The organism is Mesorhizobium ventifaucium (assembly GCF_935822925.1).
Lineage (GTDB): Bacteria > Pseudomonadota > Alphaproteobacteria > Rhizobiales > Rhizobiaceae > Mesorhizobium > Mesorhizobium ventifaucium.
In genome coordinates this window covers 69,236-89,729 of record NZ_CAKXZS010000018.1, presented here as the reverse complement: position 1 = coordinate 89,729, position 20,494 = coordinate 69,236, and the positions used below count along the sequence as shown (strand labels likewise).

Below are 20,494 nucleotides of genomic sequence, written 5' to 3'. Positions count from 1 at the left end.
ATATGCAGATCGACGTCTTGACACGCCCGGAAGAACTGAAGGGGCTTCGTGACAACTGGGACTACCTCTACGCCAGGGATCCCGACGCGCATTTCTTCGTGTCGTGGGACTTTCTTTCCCACTATCTTCGACGCTTCGACGGTGAATGGTTCATTTTGGCGGCGCGCAAGGGGCCGCCGGGCTCTCCCTATGTCGCGCTTCTGCCGCTCCGGCTGCGCACCAGTATGAGGAAAAAGACCGGCGAACTCTACCATGAAGTGTATATGGGGGGAAACCATGCAGCCGATTATACCGGCATCCTCTGCGCGCCGGAATACGCGTTTCGGGCAATCGCGGTTTTCGCGAAGCATCTGAAGACGATGCATTGGGCCAGCCTGCATTTGGAAAACCTGCGGATGTCGGAACGCAGGATAGGCTGGCTGATGGAGCAGCTTTCCGACAATCGGCTGACGATGCGTCGGATGAAGCGCGTCAACCAGGTTGACAATGTTGACAACTGCATATGCCCGGCGATCGACCTCCCGTCCTCATGGGAAGATTATCTTCAGCACAATCTCAGCAGCAACACCCGCCAGAAGATGCGGAGATTTCTCCGGAAGCTGGAGAACTCTGACGAGTTTCGCATAACGCATGCCGACGCCTCTACCATCGAGCGCGATATCGAAATCTTGCTCGAGTTCTGGCGCATCAAGTGGACGCCGCGGAAGGGGAATCTCGTTCCCGGCCTGGTCAAGAGCAACCGACTGCTGTTCAGGCAAGCTTTCGAAAGCGGCACGCTGTTTCTGCCTGTGCTTTGGCACGGCGACCGGCCCTTGAGCGCTCTCGCGATCTTCCTCGATCCGGTCAAGAAGAGCATGCTGTTCCACATGGTCGGGCGCGACGAGACGGCCGACATGCTGCCGTCGGGACTGGTCCTGCACGGTTATTGCATCCGCCGCGCGATCGAGAACGGTTTCCGGACATACGATTTCCTGCGCGGCAACGAACCTTACAAATATTCCTTCGGTACCCACGACACCCTCCTCAACTGCACGCTGGTGCGAACCAAAACCGGTCGGAACCTTGGCGACCGGCTGGACAGGCGATCCTTCGTCGGCGCGTTGCAGGAGGCGGCCGGCCTCCACAAGAAGGGTTGGGTCATCCAGGCTGAAAACGTCTATCGCCAGATCCTGAACACCGAGCCGACGCATGATCAGGCTCTGTACGGACTCGGTCACGTCTTGGGTACGAAGGGCGATCACCGTCAGGCAGCGGAATGCTTCGGCACGCTTGCAGCGATGTCGCCGCAATCGGTAAACGCCTGGCTTTGCCTGGGCATTGCGCAGCAGTCGCTAAACGACCACTCCGCAGCCATCGAGTCGTTTGGGCGAGCCACGGACCTCGACCCGGGCCTCACCCTGGCGCGTTATGCCCGGGGCCGCAGCCTTCTCGCCCTTCAGCGGACGGATGAGGCGGCCCAGGCTTTCACCCTGGTCCTCGAGAATGGATCACCCGCGCCGGCGCAAACCGCCCTGCGCGCCAAAGCCCGGCGACAATTGCAGCAGTTGAGGACAGCCAAGCCGCTCTACATTCTAAAGAAACCTGAGCGCGAGAAGCCCGTCATCGAGCCGTCGGTGCCGCTGGGGCTGACGACTCTGCTCAAGGTTGCGCGGCCGGCGACCGTAAGCCGCTCCCCCTCTTCTGTCGCTTGACGAGGGCTTCGCTGTCTCCCTGCCGCTGCAAGTCGCTCAAATGGCTTGTGCCGCCTCGTCATGGAGCCGATTGAGGCCAGCGCTGTAACGCGGCCCGGCCAAGGTCGGTAAGCGCATAGACGCCGCGCTCGGCCCTGGCGAACCAGCCATAGACATTGTGAAGCAGGATATTGGCGGCGCGAGGCGAAATGGTTTTCAGATCGCGCGGGCGTTTCGGGCCGTCGACCATGGCAGCGGCGCAGGCCAGCGCGTCCTGCCGGTAAGCGGTCATGATCGGCGTACGCGAGCCGCCGCCGACTACAGGATCGCCGCGCCGGCGCCGATGCTCGTCCACCAGGCGCGATCTTCGCCTGGGGTCTCGCCGGGGCGGCAAGGCGGCCGGACTGAGCAGCAATTCGACGTTGCCGGCGGAGCCAACCCCGAGAAGGCCGAAGCCGAGCCGCCGGCAGAGCGCACGGAACCGGCGATCGTGCTCGCGGCCTTTGCCTCGACTTGACATCCTCGCCGCGAGCCAGACCTCATCGCATGACGCAGCACGGTCAACACCTTGAAGAATGAGCTCGAGGTTGAACTGCAGCTTCAATTCGCAAATGACGAGCACGGGCGGCTCGCCGTCACGCAGTCCCACGACATCGCAGCCGCCAACTTCGCCTTTGACAGTGAAGTCCAGACTCTCAAGAAACCGCTTCACCGGGATGTAAAGATACGTCTCCTGCATGCGCGACGCATAGCCGATTCGTGGCTGGGGGGCACAGCCTCACCGACAGGCTTTGCCGCCGAGGGGCAGTTTGTCACTCGTGAACACATGGAGCTATGCATCAAGCAATTTGCTGGGACTTGCCCGCTCGGCCGTTAAGCCCTAAGCCCCCTCGCCTCGCCAGACCGCTTGCTCGGGACCATCATATCCCTGGCGAGCAGGCGGCTTACCCGGCAGAACGCCATGAACGCCCGGCAAGCCTCCTCGGTCTCGACCAGGTCGACCGTTGCGCCGAAGCAAGCATTGAATGCGGCCTGATAGACTGCGCCCTGGCGGCGAACCGGCCAGCCTTGCAGGAGATCCAGCGCCTGTTCGACGCTGTAGATTTCCTCGACCGGCAGGCCAGGCGCGGTCGTGATGCGCACCGGCACCTCGAATTGCAATCTGTCCATTCCTGTCTCTCCAGAACGCGTTCCCGCAGCAACGCCGCTCGTCGCAAAAAGCTGCTTTGACCGGCTTTTCGCTCAGGCCCACTTCTTGCTCAGAAATATGTCGTCAGTGCGGACGAACACCCCAGCATGGGCCGGACACGCACAAGATGGAAGCCGCAAAGCGTGAATATCGCCGGCTTGAGCCCAACCGCCAGCAGTTCTTCCTTGAACCTGGCGCCGTCCGGTGCCAAATCTGGGAGACTTTTCTCGCGGGCTCATCAGAAGCCCTTTCATCCGGCAAGACGGACACAATGGTCACCTATCTCGACGCCGCCACGGCACCGCTCAGAAACACCGGCCAGATCCGCCTCTATGGCGAAGAAGGCTTTGCCGGCATGCGCAAGGCCTGCGATCTCACCGCGCGCTGCCTCGACGAACTGGTGTCTATTGTCGCGCCGGGCGTTACCACCGAAACCATCGACCGCTTCGTCTTCGAGTTCGGCATGGATCACGGCGCATTGCCGGCGACGCTCAACTATCGCGGCTACACGAAATCGTCCTGCACCTCGATCAACCACGTCGTCTGCCATGGCATCCCCGATAGCAAGCCGTTGAAGGACGGCGACATCGTCAACATCGATGTCACTTACATCCTCGATGGCTGGCATGGCGATTCCTCGCGCATGTATCCGGTGGGCACGATCAAGCGCGCCGCCGAGCGCCTGCTCGAGGTCACGCATGAATGCCTGATGCGCGGCATCGCCGCGATCAGGCCCGGCGCCCGCACCGGCGCCATCGGCGCCGCCATCCAGACCTATGCCGAAGCCGAGCGCTGCTCGGTGGTGCGCGATTTCTGCGGCCACGGCGTCGGCCAGCTCTTTCACGACGCGCCGAACATCCTGCACTATGGCAGCGCCAGCGAGGGCGTCGAGATGCGGCCGGGCATGATCTTCACCGTCGAACCGATGATCAATCTCGGCCGGCCGCACGTAAAAGTGCTGTCGGATGGCTGGACGGCGGTGACACGCGACCGCTCGCTGTCGGCGCAGTACGAGCACACGATCGGCGTCACCGAGACGGGATGCGAGATTTTCACGCTGTCGCCAAAAAACCTCGACCGCCCCGGCCTGCCGGCTTAGTGTCCTGCCGGCATAGGGTTTTTTGACAGATCGGGCGGGCACCTTGCCCGACAGAATGCTGGATGCGGGCGGCCCATGGGGAAAACCAGCGACGAAGACGAACGGATCTTCTTTCCCGAGAGATCGATAAAATCGCTCGCGAAAGCCAAGTCGGTCGAAAAGTCGGTCGAAAAGCCGCATTATCTCGGTCATCGCGACCGCTTGCGCCAACGGTTTGCGGCCGGTTCCGACGCCCTCCCCGATTACGAATTGCTGGAGCTCTTGCTCTTTCGCCTGATCCCCCGCGCCGACACCAAGCCCGTCGCCAAGGCATTGCTGGCACGCTTCGGCACACTCGCCGAGGTGCTTGGCGCGCCGGTCGCGCGGCTTGAGGAGGTCAGGGGTATCGGTCCGTCGGTGGCGCTCGATCTGAAGATCGTTGCCGCGGCCGCCCAACGCGCGGCACGTAGCGAGATCAAAGGCCGCGAGGTCTTGTCGTCGTGGACTCAGGTTCTCGGATACTGCCGGTCGGTCATGGCCTTCGAGGAGCGCGAACAGTTCCGTATCCTGTTTCTCGACAAGAAGAACGCGCTGATCGCCGACGAGGTGCAGCAGGTCGGCACCGTCGACCACACGCCGGTCTATCCGCGCGAAGTAGTCAAGCGCGCGCTCGAACTCTCCGCCACGGCGATCATTCTGGCGCACAATCATCCTTCAGGCGACCCGACGCCGTCGCGCGCCGACATCGAGATGACCAAGCTGGTCATCGAGACAGCCAAACCGCTCGGAATTGCCGTCCATGATCACATCATCATCGGCAAGAAAGGTCATGCCAGCATGAAGGGCCTGCTGCTGATCTAGGATGAGCCGCTAGATCGGGAGCGATCGTGGGCGCGCACCGGATCATGACGACATCGCCGCGTCGTAGAGGACGTAGCTGCGCTCACTGCCGAAGATCTGGGGACGTTGAAGGTGATGTTGCCGGGCTCCAGGCGCGAGCAGGTCACCGAGCGGTGGAAGACCTGCTCGAACTCGGCTTCGGCGCCGGGCTTGACCTCGAAATTGACGACAAGCGCGACTTCACTGTTCGGGCTTGGCTGAAGCACGATCTGCGCCATCGCCAGCTGCGACGAGATGAAAGCGGTCGCCGCAACCAGCGCACCGAGCGCGTATTTCTTGAGGCTATTCATGGGGTTTCTCCAAAAAGGGGTTGAATGGGCATGCGTTGGTCGGTCCATCGCGGCGGACAGACGCCCGCTGCGACGGCGTTTCGGATGCTTCGACGTGACGGAGGGGTCAGGCGATCGAATAGCCGCCGTCGGCCAGCAGGCCGTGGCCGGAGACGAACGAGGCATCATCGGAGGCGAGGAAGGCCACCACCGCCGCCATCTCTTCGGACGAGCCGGCTCGGCCGGGAACGGTCGATGCCGCGAAAGCGTCCTTGGCTTCCGTGCTCGGCCAGATGCGGTCTTGGAACGGGGTGTCGATGATGCCGGGGCAGATCGAGTTGACGCGCACGCCCTGCTTGAACAGCTCGATCGACGCGGACTTGGTGAGGCCGAGCACCGCGTGCTTGCTGGCGATGTAGAGCCCGGCGTTGCCGAAGCCGATCACGCCGCCCATCGAGGCGTTGTTGATGATCGTGCCGCCGCCCTGGGCGAGCATCGCCTTGGCTTCGTGCTTCATCGACCAGAAGACGCCACGGACGTTGGCATTGAAGATCGCGTCGTAGACTTCGTTCGACTGGTCCACGAACGGCGTGAACTCGCCCTCGGTGCCGGCATTGTTGAAGGCGACGTCGATACGGCCATAGGTCGAGATCGTCTTCGCCACGAGGTCGATCACGCTCTGCTCGACATTGACGTCGGCGACGATGGCGGTTGCTTCGAAGCCTTCCTTCTTGATCTCCGCGACGAGCGCGTCGATCTCCGACTGGCCGCGGGCGCTGGCGATGACCTTGGCGCCGCGACGGGCCAGTTCGAAGGCCGTGGCGCGGCCGATACCGGAGCTGGCCCCAGTAACGAGCGCCACCTTACCTTCGAGACTCTTCAAGGGTGTCTTGGTCATGATGGTCTCCATCTGTTGAAATCTTCGCCCAGCGGGGCGCCAACTGATGGGGCCGACTTGCCGGTGCCCTTTTATCTACAGCGTCGAGACAGTTAGGATTATACGACGAATTTTGATTGTAGTAGTGAATGACAAATATCAATTGGGCCGCATCACACCATGCACGGAACCGAACTTGCCGAGTTGTCCGCCTTCCTCGCGGTCGCGCGTTACAGGAGCTTCAAGCAGGCCGCCGTCGAGCGGAGCGTGGCGGCTTCGGCGATCAGCCATACGATCCGCAGTCTGGAAGAGCGTGTGGGCGTGCGCCTGTTCCACCGCACGACCCGCAGCGTGTCGCTGACGGAGGCCGGCGAGCGGTTCCTGTCCGAGCTGCATCCTGCGTTCGGTCAGATCGAGAAAGCGCTGGACAGCCTCAATTCCTTCCGCGGCACGCCGTTCGGCACGGTTCGGATCAACATCCCCAACTCCATCGCGCCCTTCGTGCTGCACGACGTCATGGGGCCGTTGCTGAAACAGAATCCCGGCCTGCACCTCGACATCGTGGCGACGGACAGGCTGGTCGATATCGTCGAGGAAGGCTTCGACGCTGGTATCCGCTTCGGCGAGCGGCTGATGCAGGACATGATCGCCGTTCACATAAAGCCGACGCTGCGCTTCTCGGTCGTCGGCTCCCCCGACTATCTCAAGGGGCGCAATATTCCACTGATGCCGGGGGACCTGCGGGAGCACTCCTGCATTCGTTACCGCTATCCAAGCGGTGCGATCTACAATTGGCAATTCGAGAAGGATGGGGAGGCTGTTGATGTCGAAGTCAACGGTCCCATTACGCTCGACAATCAGGAACTGATGGTCGAGGCTGCGCTCCAAGGCTGTGGCCTTGCATATGTATGGGACAACCGCGTGATGCACCATCTGGCGAGTGGAGCGTTGATCCGCTGCCTGGATGATTGGTGCGCCCCTGACGACGGCCTGTTTCTCTACTATCCGAGCCGGCGATATCTCTCCGCCGGTCTGCGTGCTGTGATCGACATGCTCAAAGCTGGTTTCTAGACGATACTATTTTGCGTCGGAATCGGCGGCGAAGCATGTCCTTCGTCTCAGCCAGGAGGACGCGCTGTGCTGTCGGCTTCTCTTGGCTGATGACCCCAGGAACCGGTCCAAGCTCGCACTGTCCCATGTGATACCTGCGCCCGTGAGGGCGCGCGAGTTGCGTGCAAGCTCGACGGTCCCGGACTTCCGACCGACGACGCCTGTCAAGCTGGACGCGGCCTCGTTCCGACACCTAGGGCCATCGAGCTCCGCGAGCGCGTCGGTCAGCTTGTGCAGAACGCCGAAGCCGTTTTGCGTCCTGTTGAGATGCTCGACCTGAAACGGCTTGTGCGGACCTTCACGCTTAGAAACAGGGATGGCTTTGTCGAGAATTTCGGACCGGATCTCATTGCGCGCGTCGGCGAACAGACACCGGGCGTGCGGCTGCGTTTTGTGTTGAAGCCGGACAAGGACAGCACGCCCCTGCGCAACGGCAGCGTAGACCTGGAAACCGGCGTTGTCGGAAAGGCCACGGGACCGGAGGTGCGCGCGCAAGCGCTGTTCCGGGATCGTTTCGTCGGCGTCGTGCGGATGGGGCATCCATTGTGCGAGGTCACGATCACCCCTGCCCGCTACGCAGCCGGCCGGCACATCCTCGTCTCCCGTCGCGGGCTCGACAGGGGGCCGATCGACGATGCCCTTGAGCCGTTAGGGTTGAAACGGGAGATCGTGACGGTCGTCGGCGGCTTTTCGGAAGCTCTGGCTCTGGCGCGTGCCTCGGACCTGATCGCCAGCGTTCCCGAACGCTATACGGGAAACCTGCGCGATGGAACGTTCTGGTTCCCTCTGCCGGTTCCCCTGCCGGAATTCACGGTCTCACTTTTATGGCACCCGCGGCTGGATGCCGATCCGGCGCACCGCTGGCTGCGCGGCTGCGTTCGAGACATTTGCGCCGGAACAACTCACTGGATCTGTTAAAGCGCAGCGGTCAAGGCGAGCGTTGCTGATCCGATCACGGCAACTCGGTGTTGCAGCTGCCGGCGATCCGGCCGACCGCCCTCGCTGAACCCGGTTAGGTCGAAATCGGCCTCGCCTCGCCCCGACAGCAGCCCGAACCGGCATGACAGCAGGAGCCGGTCTGCAGAAACCAATCGCCTGATCCCGTCGGCACCATCCCGAACCAGCCTCCTCCCCCGCGAGGCGGCGGCCTTTCACGAATCGGCAGAAAGCCGTGTTGTTCGGCGCCCCAGCAGGTTTTTCTTCGCTGCAGCCTTCTTCTTCTTCTTGGGTTCTTCCACATCATCGCCCTTGCGCTTTCGGCTGACGGGAAGACCGCACTAGAATTTCGACCGGAAATCGAGCTATGATGCATTTGGCATTTCCTGGGACGGCTTCGCGCCCTTGGAATGCCGGGAGGAACGGGATGTGGCCATAGCGCTTGTACTCGTTTTGGTAGTTGTGGGCTCGGTGTTGTTCCACTTCCTGAGCCCATGGTGGTGGACGCCGATTGCCTCTAACTGGGACTATATCGACAACACCATCATCATCACCTTCTGGATCACCGGCGTCGTCTTCGCCGCCGTCGTCCTATTCATGGCTTATTGCGTCTTCCGCTTCCGTCATCGGGAAGGGAACCAGGCGGCATACGAACCCGAGAACAAGCGGCTCGAATGGTGGCTGACGATCGTCACCGCAATCGGCGTCACCGCCATGCTGGTTCCCGGCCTGTTCGTCTGGAACCAGTTCGTCAGCGTCCCAAGCGACGCAACAGTGGTCGAAGTCGTCGGCCAGCAATGGCAGTGGAGTTTCCGCTTGCCCGGCAAGGACGGCAAGCTCGGCACCTCCGACACCCGCAACGTCAGCCCTGAAAATCCCCTCGGCGTGAACGCCAGTGACGCCAACGGCCAGGACGATGTCGTCGTCGAAGCCGCCGATCTGCATCTGCCGGTCGGCAAGCCGGTCAAGATGCTGCTCCGCTCGATCGACGTGCTGCACGATTTCTACGTGCCGGAATTCCGCGCCAAGATGGACATGATCCCGGGCTCCGTCACCTATTTCTGGTTCACCCCGACCAAGACCGGAACCTTCCAGGTCCTGTGCGCCGAACTTTGTGGCCAGGGGCACCCGTTGATGAATGGCGTGGTCATGGTCGACACGCAGGAGAATTATCTGGCGTGGCTCGGCGAACAGCAGACTTTTGCGCAATTGTCGGCCTCCCAGCAGGTGGGCTCGGCAGAGTAGACGCCGGCAAAGACGGCGATTTGGGTTGAAATTGCGGCAGGGCTCGAAACTGTCGAGTCTGGCCGAAAAGGGCACGGAGGTGTTCCTATATGGTCGATGTCACACCTGCAGATGCGGTACCGCCGGCCGAAGTCGCGGAGATGGAACTCTATCATCCGCACAGCTGGTGGACGAAATACGTCTTTTCGCAGGACGCCAAGGTCATCGCCATCCAGTATTCGGCGACGGCGACGGCAATCGGCCTGGTGGCGCTGGTGCTGTCCTGGTTGATGCGGCTGCAACTCGGCTTCCCCGGCACGTTCGACTTCATCAGCCCTGAAGCCTACTACCAATTCATCACCATGCACGGCATGATCATGGTGATCTACCTGCTCACGGCACTGTTCCTGGGCGGCTTCGGCAACTACCTGATCCCGCTGATGGTCGGCGCGCGCGACATGGTCTTTCCCTATGTCAACATGCTGAGCTACTGGATCTACCTGCTCGCCGTGCTGGTTTTGGCATCGAGCTTCTTTGCGCCCGGCGGACCGACCGGCGCCGGCTGGACGCTCTACCCGCCGCAGGCGATCATGACCGGCACACCAGGCGGCCAGGACTGGGGCATCATCCTGATGCTAGTCTCGCTGATCCTGTTCATCATCGGCTTCACCATGGGCGGCTTGAACTACGTCGTGACGGTGTTGCAGGCCCGCACACGCGGCATGACGCTGATGCGCCTGCCGCTAACTGTCTGGGGTATCTTTACCGCGACAGTCATGGCGCTGCTCGCCTTCCCGGCGCTGTTTGTCGCCTGCGTGATGATGCTGTTCGACCGTTCGCTCGGCACCAGCTTCTTCATGCCTGCCATCGTCGAGATGGGCGAACAACTGCAGCACGGCGGCGGCAGCCCGATCCTGTTCCAGCATCTGTTCTGGTTCTTCGGCCACCCCGAGGTCTACATCGTGGCCCTGCCGGCCTTCGGCATCGTGTCCGATCTGATCAGCACGCATGCGCGCAAAAACATCTTCGGCTACCGGATGATGGTCTGGGCCATCGTCGGCATCGGTGCGCTGAGCTTCGTGGTCTGGGCGCACCACATGTATGTCAGCGGCATGCATCCCTATTTCGGCTTCTTCTTCGCCACCACGACTTTGATCATTGCCGTCCCGACCGCGATCAAGGTTTACAATTGGGTGCTGACGCTGTGGCGCGGCGACATCCACCTCACCGTGCCGATGCTGTTTGCCCTGGCCTTCATCGTCACCTTCGTCAATGGCGGGCTGACCGGACTGTTTCTCGGCAACGTCGTCGTCGACGTTCCGCTGTCGGACACGATGTTCGTCGTTGCCCATTTCCACATGGTCATGGGCGTCGCACCGATTCTGGTGATCTTCGGGGCGATCTATCACTGGTACCCGAAGGTCACCGGCCGGATGCTGAACGAGGCGATGGGCCAGTTCCATTTCTGGGTCACCTTCCTCGGTGCCTATCTGATTTTCTTTCCCATGCACTACATCGGCCTGATGGGCGTGCCGCGCCGCTACCACGAACTGACCAACACGACGGTGATGACCGAGTCGGCCCACGATCTGAACGCGTTCATCAGCATCATGGCGTTCCTCGTCGGCTTCGCCCAGGTCGTGTTCCTGTTCAATCTGATCTGGAGCATCCGCCACGGCCGCGAGGCCGGCGGCAATCCGTGGCGGGCCACGACGCTCGAATGGCAGACGCCGGAAACACCGCCCGCCCATGGCAATTTCGGCAAGGAACTGCCGATCGTCTATCGCTGGGCCTATGACTACAGCGTGCCGGGCGCCAAGGAGGATTTTATCCCGCAAAACGTGCCGGGCTCCTTCGGATCCTCCAGGGAGCCGGCATGAGCGTCATTCTGGTGTTCCTCCTCGTCATCGCCGGCTTTGCCGGATGGTGGCTTTCCCACCAGCGGCTGATGGCCAAGCCATGGCTCGAGCAAGGAGTGATCGGGGATGTTGTCGGCCTGGAAGGATCGCCGCTGCCGACCGCCAAGATCGGCCTCGGCGTCTTCCTCGCCGTCGTCGGCTGCCTGTTTGCACTCTTCACCAGCGCCTATTTCATGCGCATGGCGCTGTCGGACTGGCAGGCGCTGCCGCTGCCGCGCGTGCTCTGGTTCAACACCGGCGTGCTGGTGCTGAGCAGCATCGCGCTGCAATGCGCCTCGGTCGCCGCGCGCCGGGGCCAGATCGACACGGTGAGGCTCGGCCTCGTCACGGCTGGGCTCACCGCGCTTGCCTTCCTGGTTGGACAGCTTGTGGCATGGCGGGAACTGACCGCCGACGGCTACTTGCTGACCGCCAATCCAGCCAACAGTTTTTTCTACCTGATAACCGGGATGCATGGCCTGCACATACTGGGCGGGCTGGCGGGCTTGAGCCGAACAACTGTCGGCGCCTGGAACGGAACGCGGCCGGAGCGGCTTTGCCTCAGTGTCGAACTGTGCGCCATGTACTGGCATTTCCTGCTTTTCGTCTGGCTCGCCATTTTTGCACTTCTGGCCGGCTGGGCCGCGACTTTTATCGAGATTTGCCGACAGCTGCTGACCTAGGAGGGCCGGACGGATGGCAGACACGACACTGACGCATACCGGCCAAGCACAGGCGCGGCCGGCTGGTTTGCAAGGCGTCGCCGCCGACTGGTCATCGGATCAGCGCGCGTTCAAGAACGTGTCCTGGGGCAAGGCCATGATGTGGATATTCCTGCTCAGCGACACCTTCGTCTTCGGCTGCTTCCTGCTCTCCTACATGACCGCCCGCATGTCCACCCGGGTGCCGTGGCCCAATCCGAGCGAGGTCTTTTCGCTTCATATCGGCGGCTCGGATATTCCCCTGATCCTTATCGCGATCATGACCTTCGTGCTGATCTCGAGCAGCGGAACGATGGCCATGGCGGTGAATTTCGGCTACCGCCGCGACCGCCGCAAGACGGCGATCCTGATGCTTCTGACTGCAGCGCTCGGCGCGACCTTCGTCGGCATGCAGGCTTTCGAATGGACCAAGCTGATCACCGAAGGGGTGCGGCCCTGGGGCAATCCGTGGGGAGCGGCGCAGTTCGGGTCATCCTTCTTCATGATCACCGGCTTTCACGGCACCCACGTAACGTTTGGGGTGATCTTCCTGATCATCGTGGCGCGAAAGGTCTGGCGCGGAGATTACGACACGGGACGGCCTGGTTTCTTCACCAGCCGCAGGGGCAATTACGAGCACGTCGAGATCATGGGGCTCTACTGGCACTTCGTCGACCTGGTCTGGGTGTTCATATTCGCATTCTTCTATCTTTGGTGAGAGGCAGACATGGCTTTGGGGAGAGGCAGATATGGCTGAAGCAACCGCAAACGGCCTGGGGCAACACACGCTGCACGGAACTCAAGCGCATGATGCGGCAGCAACCGGCATCGCTCCCGCGGAGGTTCATCAGGAGCACCCGATCAAGCTCTATCTGGTGGTCTGGCTATGGCTGTTCATCCTCAGCGCCTGCTCCTATCTGATCGATTATGTCGGCCTCCAAGGCTATCTCAGATGGTCGCTGATCCTGATCTTCATGATGCTCAAGGCCGGGCTGATCGTCGCGGTCTTCATGCACATGGCCTGGGAGCGGCTGGCGCTGACCTATGCGATCATATTGCCGCCGATACTGGTGCTGGTGTTCGTGGCAATGATGGTCTTTGAATCGGATTACACGCTTCTCACCCGGACGCTGTTTTTTGGGGCCGAGCCCTGACGCGCAATCCGGGTTCGGGCAGCATTTCCCGTCGAGGGCCGTAGGGGCTGTTCACGGCCCGCTCTGCCTTGCCTTGAAACGGTCGACAGCTGGCCCATTTTTGTCACCACCGGGAAACGACAGAAGGAGAACGATTTTCGTCGTTTCTCCGTCGCGAACTCCAGGAAGGGAGAGGCTCAAGATGACGATCGCAAACAGATTGAAGGACTTTATCGACGAGAAAGGAATTTCCTACGATACCGTCGAGCACCACCGCACGTCGACAAGCAGGCAGTCCGCCTTAGCGGCGCATGTGCCCGGCAGCATAATGGCCAAATCGGTGGTGGTTCACCACGACGGTGGCTATGCGCTGGCCGTGGTCCCCAGTACGCACAGGATCGAGCTCGGCACTTTGCAGGACGTGATGCACCAGCGTATCGGGCTCGCCTCCGAGGACGAGGTGGTTTCGCTCTTCGAGGATTGCGACACGGGCGCCATCCCGCCGATCGGCGCGGCCTACGATGTGCCGGTGATTGTCGATGAAAGCCTCGGCAATGCCGGCGATATCTATTTCGAGGGTGGCGACCACAGGACGCTCGTGCATGTCAGCGGCAAGGATTTCCGCAACCTGACCAGCGACGCACAACAAGCCCGCTTTAGCTACCCGGCTTACTAAACGCTCTTGCCAACCTGCCGCAGCGGAGTCTCGCCGGTGCGGCAGGGCAGAATTTTTTTCAGTCCGCCGGTCTGGTGGAGACCGGCGATTCCACGACTTTCCGATAGACGTGCCAGGTGGCGTGACCGAGGATCGGCAGCACCACCGCCAGGCCGGCGAACACCGGCAGCGAGCCTATGATCAGCGCGACGGCGACAATCAGGCCCCAGACAGCCATGACGATCGGGTTCGCCAGCACCACGCGCACCGAGGTGTGGATGGCCTCATAGGCGCCGACGTCGCGGTCGAGCAACAACGGGAACGCGACGACCGTGGTGCACAACACGACCGCGGCGAAGACGAAGCCGATCGCGTGGCCAACGATAATCAGTGTCCAGCCGCGTCCGGTGGCGAATATTTCACTGATGAAGCTGGACAGCGATTCCGGCGGGGCCGGACCGAACACCTGCTGATAAAATATCTGCGCGGTCAACAGCCAGGCGATGAAGATCGCAAGCAGCATGATCCCGACCGCCGCGATGGCCGGCAGCGCTGGAGAATTCCTGACCTCGAAAGCGTGGCTCCATGAGGTGTCGAGCCCGGCCTCTCTCCGCCGGCTGATCTCATAAAGGCCGAGCGCCGCGAATGGACCGATCAGCGCAAAACCAGACACCAGCGGAAACAACAGCGGCAACGCGTTGTTGCCCGACGTCCAGACAGCGAGCACGACGCCGACAAGCGGATAGATCAGGCAGAGGAAAACGATGTGCGACGGTTTGACCATGAAATCGTCGACGCCACGCTTGAGCGCGTCGAAAAGGTCGGAAACGCCGATCTTTCGAATTCTGGTGTGCTCCAGCGTCTCGCTGGCGCCTGCAATCACGTGAAAACTTGCCATGACCATTCCTCCAGACCAGGTCCGGTAAGGTCGCGATTTCACGGTGCTGCCGTTCAGCGTGACTGGCCACGCAAAATCGCGACCTGCACCATGATCAACATACGCTCTTGCATGGGATTTGTCGCGGCCCTTTATCTAAGGGACTGTTTCGAAATCCGCTCTGGCGAGTTTCCAAACAGTCTCTGGGAGGACGGCCCCGGTGATCAGGCTAGCTCTAACGGCCTTTCTTCGATATTCTCAAAACTGGGGAAGGGGGTGAAGGTCATGGATGGAAAGACCGTTCTCATACTCGGCCTTGGCGTGGTTATTCTGCTGTTTTTGGGATTTTGTGCACTGCCGACGTGAGGTTTGAGCAGGTCATTTCGTCAATTTCCGGCCGTCAATTTCCGGCTGACATGACGGCTCGCATTGCAACGGTATCGGCAAGCAGCACGGCAAAGATCGCGAAAAGATAGAGAATCGAATAGGCAAACAGCGCCTTTGCGCGTTTCATCTCCCACCCTTCGACCAACCTTTTGTCGACCAGAAGCTTCCAGGCATGCCAGATGAAACCCGCGCCCAATGCGGCCGAAACAACCCCGTACAATCCGCTCGCGAATCCGAAAGCCCAAGGGAGCATGCCGGTTGGTGCCACGATCAGCGAATAGACGAAGATTTGTTTTCTGGTCGAAACCTGGCCGGCCACGTTCGGCATCATGGGAATGCCGGCCGCGGCATAGTCGCCGATCTTGAACAGCGCGAGCGCCCAGAAATGCGGCGGCGTCCAGAGGAAAATGATCATAAACAGGACGAGGCTTTCAACCCCGACGGCGCCGGTGGCGGCCGCCCACCCGATGACAGGAGGAAGGGCACCCGCGGCGCCGCCTATGACGATATTCTGCGGCGTCGAGCGTTTCAGCCACATCGTGTAGATGACGACGTAGAAGAAGATGGTGAAAGCCAGCAGAGATGCGGCAAGCCACCCGACCAGCACGCCGAGCGTCATGACCGAAAGTACGGAAAGCACCAGGCCGAAGCCGAGAGCTTCGCCTGGCATGACCCGGCCTGACGGGACCGGCCGCTTTGACGTGCGCGACATCAACGCGTCAATATCGGCATCGTACCACATGTTGAGTGCCCCGGCCGCTCCCGCTCCGACCGCAATTGCACCAATTGCAATCACGGCGATGACCGGATTCATCGCCCCGGGCGCAACCATCAGGCCGACGAAAGCGGTAAAAACTGCAAGCGCCATGACGCGTGGTTTCAGAAGCGCGAAGAAATCACTGACCGTCGCTTCCGAAATTGGGATACCGTTATCCTTGAGGCCGCTTTCCCGAGCCGACATTTCAAGCGACTACCGATTGGCACGCGCAATCTGGCCGGCCCCTCGGCCGACGGAAGAACCGGGTTACTTCCTGGCGGAAGAACCGGGTCATTTGGAGAATTGCTTCAGATAGGCGATCACGTTGGCGAGATCCTCGTCCTTCTTGAGACCGGGAAACGCCATCTTCCCACCTTTGATCATGGCCTTGGGATCGCGAAGATAATTCGTCAGCGTAGCGTCGTCCCATTTGACGCCGGATGCCCCCGCCTCGGTCATGGCTTTAGAATATTTGAACCCCGGATGCGTGCCGGCCGTCCGGCCGATGACGCCGCTCAGCGACGGCCCGACCTTGTTCTGGTCCTTGTCAACGACGTGACAAACCTTGCATTTGGCGAAGACCTTCTCACCCGCGGCGGCATCCTGTGCCTGGGATTGGCTCGTGACAAAGGTCGCAACGGACACGACTGCGAAAAACGCGATTGCACGCATGGCATTTCCCTCCCCGATCGCCAAATCTGCCTTGGACGATCTGCGCCTGCCGACACCTTCGCCGGCATGCGCCCCTTGCACGACAGAGCGGAATATCCGCGTCTCCCGTATGGAATTGCGGCATCCACATACCACAGAATCTGGCCGGCAGATAGAACAAGTCGACCAGCAGGATTGCCGGCGAAACGATGAGGCCGCTCGATCGGCGTCGAGCGCAGTCGGAACGCATACCGGCTAACGGCGTTAGACCAGCTACGGTTCAACGTCTGCAAGATCAAAGATCAGAGAAGCGTCCATGAACGACAGGAGCGTCCTGGAGGTACGCCACGGCACCCTCACGATCGACGGCGAGACGATCTTTTACAGACAAGCAGGTCCTGAAGCCGCGCCGGTATTGCTGCTTCCGCATGGCTATCCCTGCTCATCCTTCCAATATCGCCGGCTGATGCCGGCGCTCGCCGATCGCTGGCGAACGGTCGCGCCGGATTTCCCCGGCTTTGGCTACAGTGGAACCCCCGATCCGGCACGGTTCGGTTATGATTTTGATGCCTACGCAATTTTCCTGGAGCGGTTCACCGACGCGCTCGAACTCAGCAGCTACGCGCTGTGGCTGCACGACTATGGCTCGCAGATCGGCCTGCGCCACGCCATAGCGCACCCATCGCGGATCAGGGCCCTAATCATCCAGAATGGCGACATCTACGCCGATGCTCTTGGCCCGAAATACGGAACTATCCGGCGCTTCTGGCGCGATCCTTCACCAGCGAACCGTGCACCGCTCGAACAGGCGGTGAGCGAAGACGGCTTTCGCGCCGAATTCGTAGGCGAAGTCGATGACGACGTCGCTCGACGTGTCCCGCCCGATCTGTGGAAGTTGCATTGGCCGCTGATGGATACGCCTGTGCGCCGTGCGCTTTCAGTCGGACTGATGGAGAAGCTCAAGGCTAATCTCGACTGGTTCCCTCGTTACCAAGCATACCTGCGCGAGCAGCGGCCACCGGCAATGATCCTTTGGGGACCGAAGGACGAATACATGCCCGAGCCGGCAGCGCGCGCCTATCTGCGCGATCTCCCCGAGGCCGAGCTGCATTTGCTGAACGACGCAGGGCACTGGCTGCTGGAGACCCATTTCGAGGTCGCCCTGCCACTGGTGCGACGGTTTCTGGGCGGGTCCTGCATTAATCGCCCGCACAACACCGCAGCGGATTCCGCCATCGCTGCCCCATCCTCATCACGACCCATCGAGAGGAGCGCACTCCATGATCGACAACGCCACAATCGCCCGGATCTGGCGGGGAAGGACACGCCGTGATCTGGCAGACGTCTACGAGCCCTATCTCCGACGCGAAGGCATTCCGCCGCTTCAGGAGAAGGCACTTGGCGTGCAGTTGTTTCGCGAAGATCGTGAAGAAGAAACAGAGTTCGTGACGATCTCGTACTGGCCTGACGTCGAAGCCATGGCGAGCTTCACCGGCGGCGACCCGCACAAGATCCATCACCTGCCGCGCGACGAAGAGTTCCTCGTCGAGCTGCCCGAACAGGTCACGGTGATGCGGATCCTCGTCAATCATTTGCCTCGCGATTAGGGCGGCGGCGACGGCTGATTCTCGCGATTTCGTCAGCGGAGTCCTAAAGGCAGGCGGCCATCAGCGCGTCGGTCTCGATGCCGGGCGCGACGAATTCCTGTACGAAGCACCCGTCCTTCAACACCAGGACCCGGTCGCAGACCTTCGGCAGCTCCTCGATCTCGCTGGACACGAAAATGATGCTTTTGCCTTGCTCGGCAAGCTGGCGAATGATTGCGTAGATCTGCGACTTCGCTTCGACATCGACACCACGGGTCGGTTCGTCGAGCAGCAGGATACGGCTGCCAGCATAGACCCAGCGGCCTATCACCACTTTCTGCTGGTTGCCGCCAGAAAGCGTGCCGACCGGCGTGTCGATACGCGCCGTCTTTATGCCGATACGACGGATGATGTCGCCTGCCGCTTCTGCCATCCTCGATGTCGAGATGACGCCGCTCACCGCCACCTTCGAAAAGTCTGTGGCGACGGTGTTTTCGTCCACGCCGAGCAGCGGCATGATGCCGTCCTCCTTGCGGCTTTCCGGCGTCATGCCGATCCCGCTCTTGACCCGCTCGCCATAGGAGCCGCGGGTGATGTCCTTTTCATCGAGCAGGACCGTGCCGACGCGTACGGCATCAAGCCCGCCGATCGCCCTAAGCAGTTCGGTACGGCCCGAGCCGAGCAGTCCGGCAAAACCCAGCACCTCACCGCATCTGAGATCGAAACTGACGCCGGCAAGCTTCGGCGGCACGGCAAGACCCCGCACCGACAGCACGGTAGCGCCTCCCCTCGCCTCGCCGACGAGCCAATCCTCCTGGCCGCTGCGGCCGAGCATCAGCCGGATGATCTCCGCGGTGTCGGCGCCAGCAAGCTCGACGGTCCCCGCAACCTTGCCGTCGCGCATCACCGTGGCGGCCTCGGCGATCTGCCGGATCTCGCTCATGCGATGGCTGACATAGATCACCGCAATGCCGGCGGCGGCCAGGCTGCGCACGGCCTTGAACAGGAGCTCGACTTCGGCTGCCGCAAGCGAGCTGGTCGGCTCGTCGAGGATGACGAGCTTCGGTTCGCCGATCATGACGCGGGCGATCTCGACGAGCTGTCGTTCAGCTGGGCTCAGCGTCGCGACGCGCCGGCGTGGATCGAGCTTCAGCCCGAGCCGGGCCAGCGTCTCGCGCGCCTGATCTTCCATTTCGCCATGGGAAAGCACCCCCATGCTGGACGGCCAGCGGCCGAGGAACAGGTTCTCGGCGATGCTCATGCCGACAACCAGGCTGAGTTCCTGATAGACGGCGCGCACACCGAGCCGGGCAGCTTCGACCGTGCGTTGGGTGCCGGAACCGGTCAGCGACGCGCCATCGATCGTGACGTCGCCGCTGTCAGGCACCGTGGCCCCGGTCAGCAGCCGGATCAGTGTCGATTTCCCCGCCCCGTTCTTGCCGAGCAGAGCACGGACTTCGCCCCGGCGGATCCCGAAATCGACATCGTCCAGCGCAAGCACGCCGGGATACTGCTTCGTCGCACCATGCACCGCGGCGACTAAAGTCTGCGGATCCTGCTTGCGGGCGGTCTGCATGGCTGATCCTCCCAATTTCTAACACGCGCCGAAAATGCGGCGTTCGCGATAGCGCGTGACCAGGATGTTGGCGAGCACGGCGGCGACGATGATGACGCCGCGCACCACTTCCTGGAAGAACGGATTGATGCCGCGCAGCACCAGCCCGTTGCCGATCAGAGTGATGACGAAGACCCCGAGCAGTGTGCCGAGCATCGAGCCGCGTCCGCCCGACAGCGCCGTGCCGCCGATGACGACGGCGGCGATCACGTCGAATTCGAGGCCGGAGGCGGTACCAGCATTGCCGGAGCCTAGGCGTGCGGTCAGCAGCACGCCGGCAAGTGCTGCCATTACGCCCGACGTGGTGAAGATCAGCACGCGAATGCGCGCGACGTTGATTCCACATAGTTCGGCGGCGTTGGCGTTGCCGCCCACGGCAAAGATCGACCGACCGTAGGCGGTCTTCTGGCTGACGAAGGAGAAGATGGCGAACAGCACCAGCATGACAATGGCTGAGGTGGGAATGCCGAACATGTTGTCGGCAAGGATGTCGAGGAAAGCGTTGTCGGGAAAGGTGACTGGCAGCGCGTTGGTGGTGAAGAATGACATGCCGCGCAGCGCGCTCCACAGGCCGAGCGTGGCAACGAAGGACGGCACCCCGAAATAGGCGCGCAGCGATCCGGCGAAAGTGCCGAGCGCACCGCCGATGGCAAGTGCGGCCAGGATGGCGAGCGCGACGTTGACGTCGGCTTTCAGCATGAAGGCGAGGCAGACGGAGGTGAAGGCGACCATCGGCCCGACACTGACGTCGATCTCGCCGGCGATGATGATCAACGTCACCGCCCAGGCGGCAATGGCGATGGAGGCCGCGTCGCGCAGCAATGAGAGATGGTTGTTGGCCGACAGAAAGCCGTTGGTGGTCGCGCCGAAGCCGAAATAAAGCAGAAGCAAAATGACGATCAGGCCGATCTCGTTCATGTCGAGCGCAAGCAGGCGAAAGCCGCGCCGACGGTCGGGGGTGGTTGTGGTGACGCTCATCGC

At 61.6% G+C, this 20,494-nt stretch carries 22 protein-coding genes and 1 pseudogene; 14 read left to right on the top strand and 9 right to left on the bottom strand.

Going from position 1 to position 20,494, the window contains the following annotated elements:
- Positions 1 to 2 precede the first annotated feature (2 nt).
- Complete coding sequence (locus NMG70_RS16505) at positions 3 to 1,691, top strand: GNAT family N-acetyltransferase (protein ID WP_254025525.1); 1,689 nt, start codon at positions 3 to 5, stop codon at positions 1,689 to 1,691.
- 58 nt (positions 1,692 to 1,749) lie between these two features.
- Here NMG70_RS16505 and NMG70_RS16500 read toward each other — a convergent pair whose 3' ends face one another.
- Together NMG70_RS16500 and NMG70_RS16495 are read right to left on the bottom strand one after the other, a co-directional pair.
- Positions 1,750 to 2,409: a DUF2161 domain-containing phosphodiesterase gene (locus NMG70_RS16500; protein WP_254025524.1), complete on the bottom strand. Its 660-nt coding sequence runs from the start codon at positions 2,407 to 2,409 to the stop codon at positions 1,750 to 1,752.
- Positions 2,410 to 2,543: 134 nt separating this feature from the next.
- Complete coding sequence (locus NMG70_RS16495; protein ID WP_254025523.1) at positions 2,544 to 2,840, bottom strand: DUF982 domain-containing protein; 297 nt, start codon at positions 2,838 to 2,840, stop codon at positions 2,544 to 2,546.
- 290 nt (positions 2,841 to 3,130) lie between these two features.
- Between NMG70_RS16495 and map the strand changes: the two genes are divergently transcribed.
- Positions 3,131 to 3,958: a type I methionyl aminopeptidase gene (map, locus tag NMG70_RS16490; protein WP_023802538.1), complete on the top strand. Its 828-nt coding sequence runs from the start codon at positions 3,131 to 3,133 to the stop codon at positions 3,956 to 3,958.
- A 75-nt stretch (positions 3,959 to 4,033) separates the two neighbouring features.
- Complete coding sequence (gene radC / locus NMG70_RS16485; RefSeq protein ID WP_254025522.1) at positions 4,034 to 4,798, top strand: RadC family protein; 765 nt, start codon at positions 4,034 to 4,036, stop codon at positions 4,796 to 4,798.
- Here radC and NMG70_RS16480 read toward each other — a convergent pair.
- Both NMG70_RS16480 and NMG70_RS16475 read right to left on the bottom strand, forming a co-directional pair.
- Entirely contained in the window at positions 4,795 to 5,127 is a 333-nt protein-coding gene (locus NMG70_RS16480; protein WP_254025521.1) for a putative quinol monooxygenase, read from the bottom strand. The two genes, radC and NMG70_RS16480, sit on opposite strands and share 4 nt — an antisense overlap.
- 106 nt (positions 5,128 to 5,233) lie before the next feature.
- Positions 5,234 to 6,004: an SDR family NAD(P)-dependent oxidoreductase gene (locus NMG70_RS16475; protein WP_254025520.1), complete on the bottom strand. Its 771-nt coding sequence runs from the start codon at positions 6,002 to 6,004 to the stop codon at positions 5,234 to 5,236.
- Positions 6,005 to 6,163: 159 nt separating this feature from the next.
- Between NMG70_RS16475 and NMG70_RS16470 the strand changes: the two genes are divergently transcribed.
- The 8 genes and pseudogenes from NMG70_RS16470 to NMG70_RS16430 all read left to right on the top strand — a co-directional run bounded on the left by NMG70_RS16470 (position 6,164) and on the right by NMG70_RS16430 (position 13,661).
- On the top strand, positions 6,164 to 7,054 hold the full coding sequence (locus tag NMG70_RS16470; RefSeq protein WP_254025519.1) for a LysR family transcriptional regulator: 891 nt from the start codon (positions 6,164 to 6,166) through the stop codon (positions 7,052 to 7,054).
- 204 nt (positions 7,055 to 7,258) lie between these two features.
- Positions 7,259 to 8,011: pseudogene (locus NMG70_RS16465) on the top strand (LysR substrate-binding domain-containing protein); the annotation flags it as partial.
- Between the two features lie 447 nt (positions 8,012 to 8,458).
- Positions 8,459 to 9,274 (top strand): cytochrome c oxidase subunit II, encoded by an 816-nt coding sequence (gene coxB, locus NMG70_RS16455; protein ID WP_254025518.1) that lies wholly within the window; start codon positions 8,459 to 8,461, stop codon positions 9,272 to 9,274.
- An 89-nt stretch (positions 9,275 to 9,363) separates the two neighbouring features.
- A complete protein-coding gene (ctaD, locus tag NMG70_RS16450) occupies positions 9,364 to 11,133 on the top strand; it encodes a cytochrome c oxidase subunit I (protein WP_254025517.1) in 1,770 nt (589 codons plus the stop codon).
- Positions 11,130 to 11,834, top strand: coding sequence for a cytochrome c oxidase subunit 3 (locus NMG70_RS16445; protein ID WP_254025516.1), 705 nt, complete (start codon positions 11,130 to 11,132; stop codon positions 11,832 to 11,834). Before ctaD ends, NMG70_RS16445 begins: the two co-directional genes overlap by 4 nt.
- A gap of 13 nt (positions 11,835 to 11,847) precedes the next feature.
- Positions 11,848 to 12,570 (top strand): heme-copper oxidase subunit III family protein, encoded by a 723-nt coding sequence (locus tag NMG70_RS16440; protein WP_254025515.1) that lies wholly within the window; start codon positions 11,848 to 11,850, stop codon positions 12,568 to 12,570.
- Positions 12,571 to 12,601: 31 nt separating this feature from the next.
- Positions 12,602 to 13,006, top strand: a complete 405-nt coding sequence (locus tag NMG70_RS16435; protein ID WP_254025514.1) for a cytochrome C oxidase subunit IV family protein — start codon at positions 12,602 to 12,604, stop codon at positions 13,004 to 13,006.
- Positions 13,007 to 13,187: 181 nt separating this feature from the next.
- Positions 13,188 to 13,661: an aminoacyl-tRNA deacylase gene (locus NMG70_RS16430; protein ID WP_023802548.1), complete on the top strand. Its 474-nt coding sequence runs from the start codon at positions 13,188 to 13,190 to the stop codon at positions 13,659 to 13,661.
- 58 nt (positions 13,662 to 13,719) lie between these two features.
- Here NMG70_RS16430 and NMG70_RS16425 read toward each other — a convergent pair whose 3' ends face one another.
- On the bottom strand, positions 13,720 to 14,538 hold the full coding sequence (locus NMG70_RS16425; RefSeq protein WP_254025513.1) for a DUF2189 domain-containing protein: 819 nt from the start codon (positions 14,536 to 14,538) through the stop codon (positions 13,720 to 13,722).
- A gap of 90 nt (positions 14,539 to 14,628) precedes the next feature.
- Here NMG70_RS16425 and NMG70_RS16420 point away from each other — a divergent pair, with 90 nt between their 5' ends.
- Positions 14,629 to 14,883 (top strand): hypothetical protein, encoded by a 255-nt coding sequence (locus NMG70_RS16420; protein ID WP_254025512.1) that lies wholly within the window; start codon positions 14,629 to 14,631, stop codon positions 14,881 to 14,883.
- Positions 14,884 to 14,917: 34 nt separating this feature from the next.
- Here the strand turns inward: NMG70_RS16420 and NMG70_RS16415 are convergent, their stop codons facing one another.
- Positions 14,918 to 15,865, bottom strand: a complete 948-nt coding sequence (locus tag NMG70_RS16415) for a heme o synthase (protein ID WP_254025511.1) — start codon at positions 15,863 to 15,865, stop codon at positions 14,918 to 14,920.
- 87 nt (positions 15,866 to 15,952) lie between these two features.
- The gene (locus NMG70_RS16410; protein WP_091596987.1) at positions 15,953 to 16,333 is read right to left on the bottom strand and encodes a c-type cytochrome; all 381 of its coding nucleotides are present in this window, start codon (positions 16,331 to 16,333) and stop codon (positions 15,953 to 15,955) included.
- A 295-nt stretch (positions 16,334 to 16,628) separates the two neighbouring features.
- Here NMG70_RS16410 and NMG70_RS16405 point away from each other — a divergent pair, with 295 nt between their 5' ends.
- Both NMG70_RS16405 and NMG70_RS16400 read left to right on the top strand, forming a co-directional pair.
- On the top strand, positions 16,629 to 17,645 hold the full coding sequence (locus NMG70_RS16405; RefSeq protein WP_254025510.1) for an alpha/beta fold hydrolase: 1,017 nt from the start codon (positions 16,629 to 16,631) through the stop codon (positions 17,643 to 17,645).
- A complete protein-coding gene (locus NMG70_RS16400) occupies positions 17,593 to 17,919 on the top strand; it encodes an antibiotic biosynthesis monooxygenase family protein (RefSeq protein WP_254025509.1) in 327 nt (108 codons plus the stop codon). The genes NMG70_RS16405 and NMG70_RS16400 overlap by 53 nt, the downstream gene beginning before the upstream one ends.
- 43 nt (positions 17,920 to 17,962) lie before the next feature.
- Here the strand turns inward: NMG70_RS16400 and NMG70_RS16395 are convergent, their stop codons facing one another.
- A complete protein-coding gene (locus NMG70_RS16395; protein WP_254025508.1) occupies positions 17,963 to 19,474 on the bottom strand; it encodes a sugar ABC transporter ATP-binding protein in 1,512 nt (503 codons plus the stop codon).
- Positions 19,475 to 19,492: 18 nt separating this feature from the next.
- Positions 19,493 to 20,491, bottom strand: coding sequence for an ABC transporter permease (locus tag NMG70_RS16390; protein ID WP_254025507.1), 999 nt, complete (start codon positions 20,489 to 20,491; stop codon positions 19,493 to 19,495).
- Positions 20,492 to 20,494 lie beyond the last annotated feature (3 nt).

Coding starts and splice junctions, on each gene's coding strand:
- NMG70_RS16505 (WP_254025525.1), top strand. CDS start 3: ATGCAGATCGACGTCTTGACACGCCCGGAAGAACTGAAGGGGCTTCGT.
- NMG70_RS16500 (WP_254025524.1), bottom strand. CDS start 2,409: ATGCAGGAGACGTATCTTTACATCCCGGTGAAGCGGTTTCTTGAGAGT.
- NMG70_RS16495 (WP_254025523.1), bottom strand. CDS start 2,840: ATGGACAGATTGCAATTCGAGGTGCCGGTGCGCATCACGACCGCGCCT.
- map (WP_023802538.1), top strand. CDS start 3,131: ATGGTCACCTATCTCGACGCCGCCACGGCACCGCTCAGAAACACCGGC.
- radC (WP_254025522.1), top strand. CDS start 4,034: ATGGGGAAAACCAGCGACGAAGACGAACGGATCTTCTTTCCCGAGAGA.
- NMG70_RS16480 (WP_254025521.1), bottom strand. CDS start 5,127: ATGAATAGCCTCAAGAAATACGCGCTCGGTGCGCTGGTTGCGGCGACC.
- NMG70_RS16475 (WP_254025520.1), bottom strand. CDS start 6,004: ATGACCAAGACACCCTTGAAGAGTCTCGAAGGTAAGGTGGCGCTCGTT.
- NMG70_RS16470 (WP_254025519.1), top strand. CDS start 6,164: ATGCACGGAACCGAACTTGCCGAGTTGTCCGCCTTCCTCGCGGTCGCG.
- ctaD (WP_254025517.1), top strand. CDS start 9,364: ATGGTCGATGTCACACCTGCAGATGCGGTACCGCCGGCCGAAGTCGCG.
- NMG70_RS16445 (WP_254025516.1), top strand. CDS start 11,130: ATGAGCGTCATTCTGGTGTTCCTCCTCGTCATCGCCGGCTTTGCCGGA.
- NMG70_RS16440 (WP_254025515.1), top strand. CDS start 11,848: ATGGCAGACACGACACTGACGCATACCGGCCAAGCACAGGCGCGGCCG.
- NMG70_RS16435 (WP_254025514.1), top strand. CDS start 12,602: ATGGCTGAAGCAACCGCAAACGGCCTGGGGCAACACACGCTGCACGGA.
- NMG70_RS16430 (WP_023802548.1), top strand. CDS start 13,188: ATGACGATCGCAAACAGATTGAAGGACTTTATCGACGAGAAAGGAATT.
- NMG70_RS16425 (WP_254025513.1), bottom strand. CDS start 14,538: ATGGCAAGTTTTCACGTGATTGCAGGCGCCAGCGAGACGCTGGAGCAC.
- NMG70_RS16420 (WP_254025512.1), top strand. CDS start 14,629: ATGATCAACATACGCTCTTGCATGGGATTTGTCGCGGCCCTTTATCTA.
- NMG70_RS16415 (WP_254025511.1), bottom strand. CDS start 15,865: ATGTCGGCTCGGGAAAGCGGCCTCAAGGATAACGGTATCCCAATTTCG.
- NMG70_RS16410 (WP_091596987.1), bottom strand. CDS start 16,333: ATGCGTGCAATCGCGTTTTTCGCAGTCGTGTCCGTTGCGACCTTTGTC.
- NMG70_RS16405 (WP_254025510.1), top strand. CDS start 16,629: ATGAACGACAGGAGCGTCCTGGAGGTACGCCACGGCACCCTCACGATC.
- NMG70_RS16400 (WP_254025509.1), top strand. CDS start 17,593: ATGATCGACAACGCCACAATCGCCCGGATCTGGCGGGGAAGGACACGC.
- NMG70_RS16395 (WP_254025508.1), bottom strand. CDS start 19,474: ATGCAGACCGCCCGCAAGCAGGATCCGCAGACTTTAGTCGCCGCGGTG.
- NMG70_RS16390 (WP_254025507.1), bottom strand. CDS start 20,491: ATGAGCGTCACCACAACCACCCCCGACCGTCGGCGCGGCTTTCGCCTG.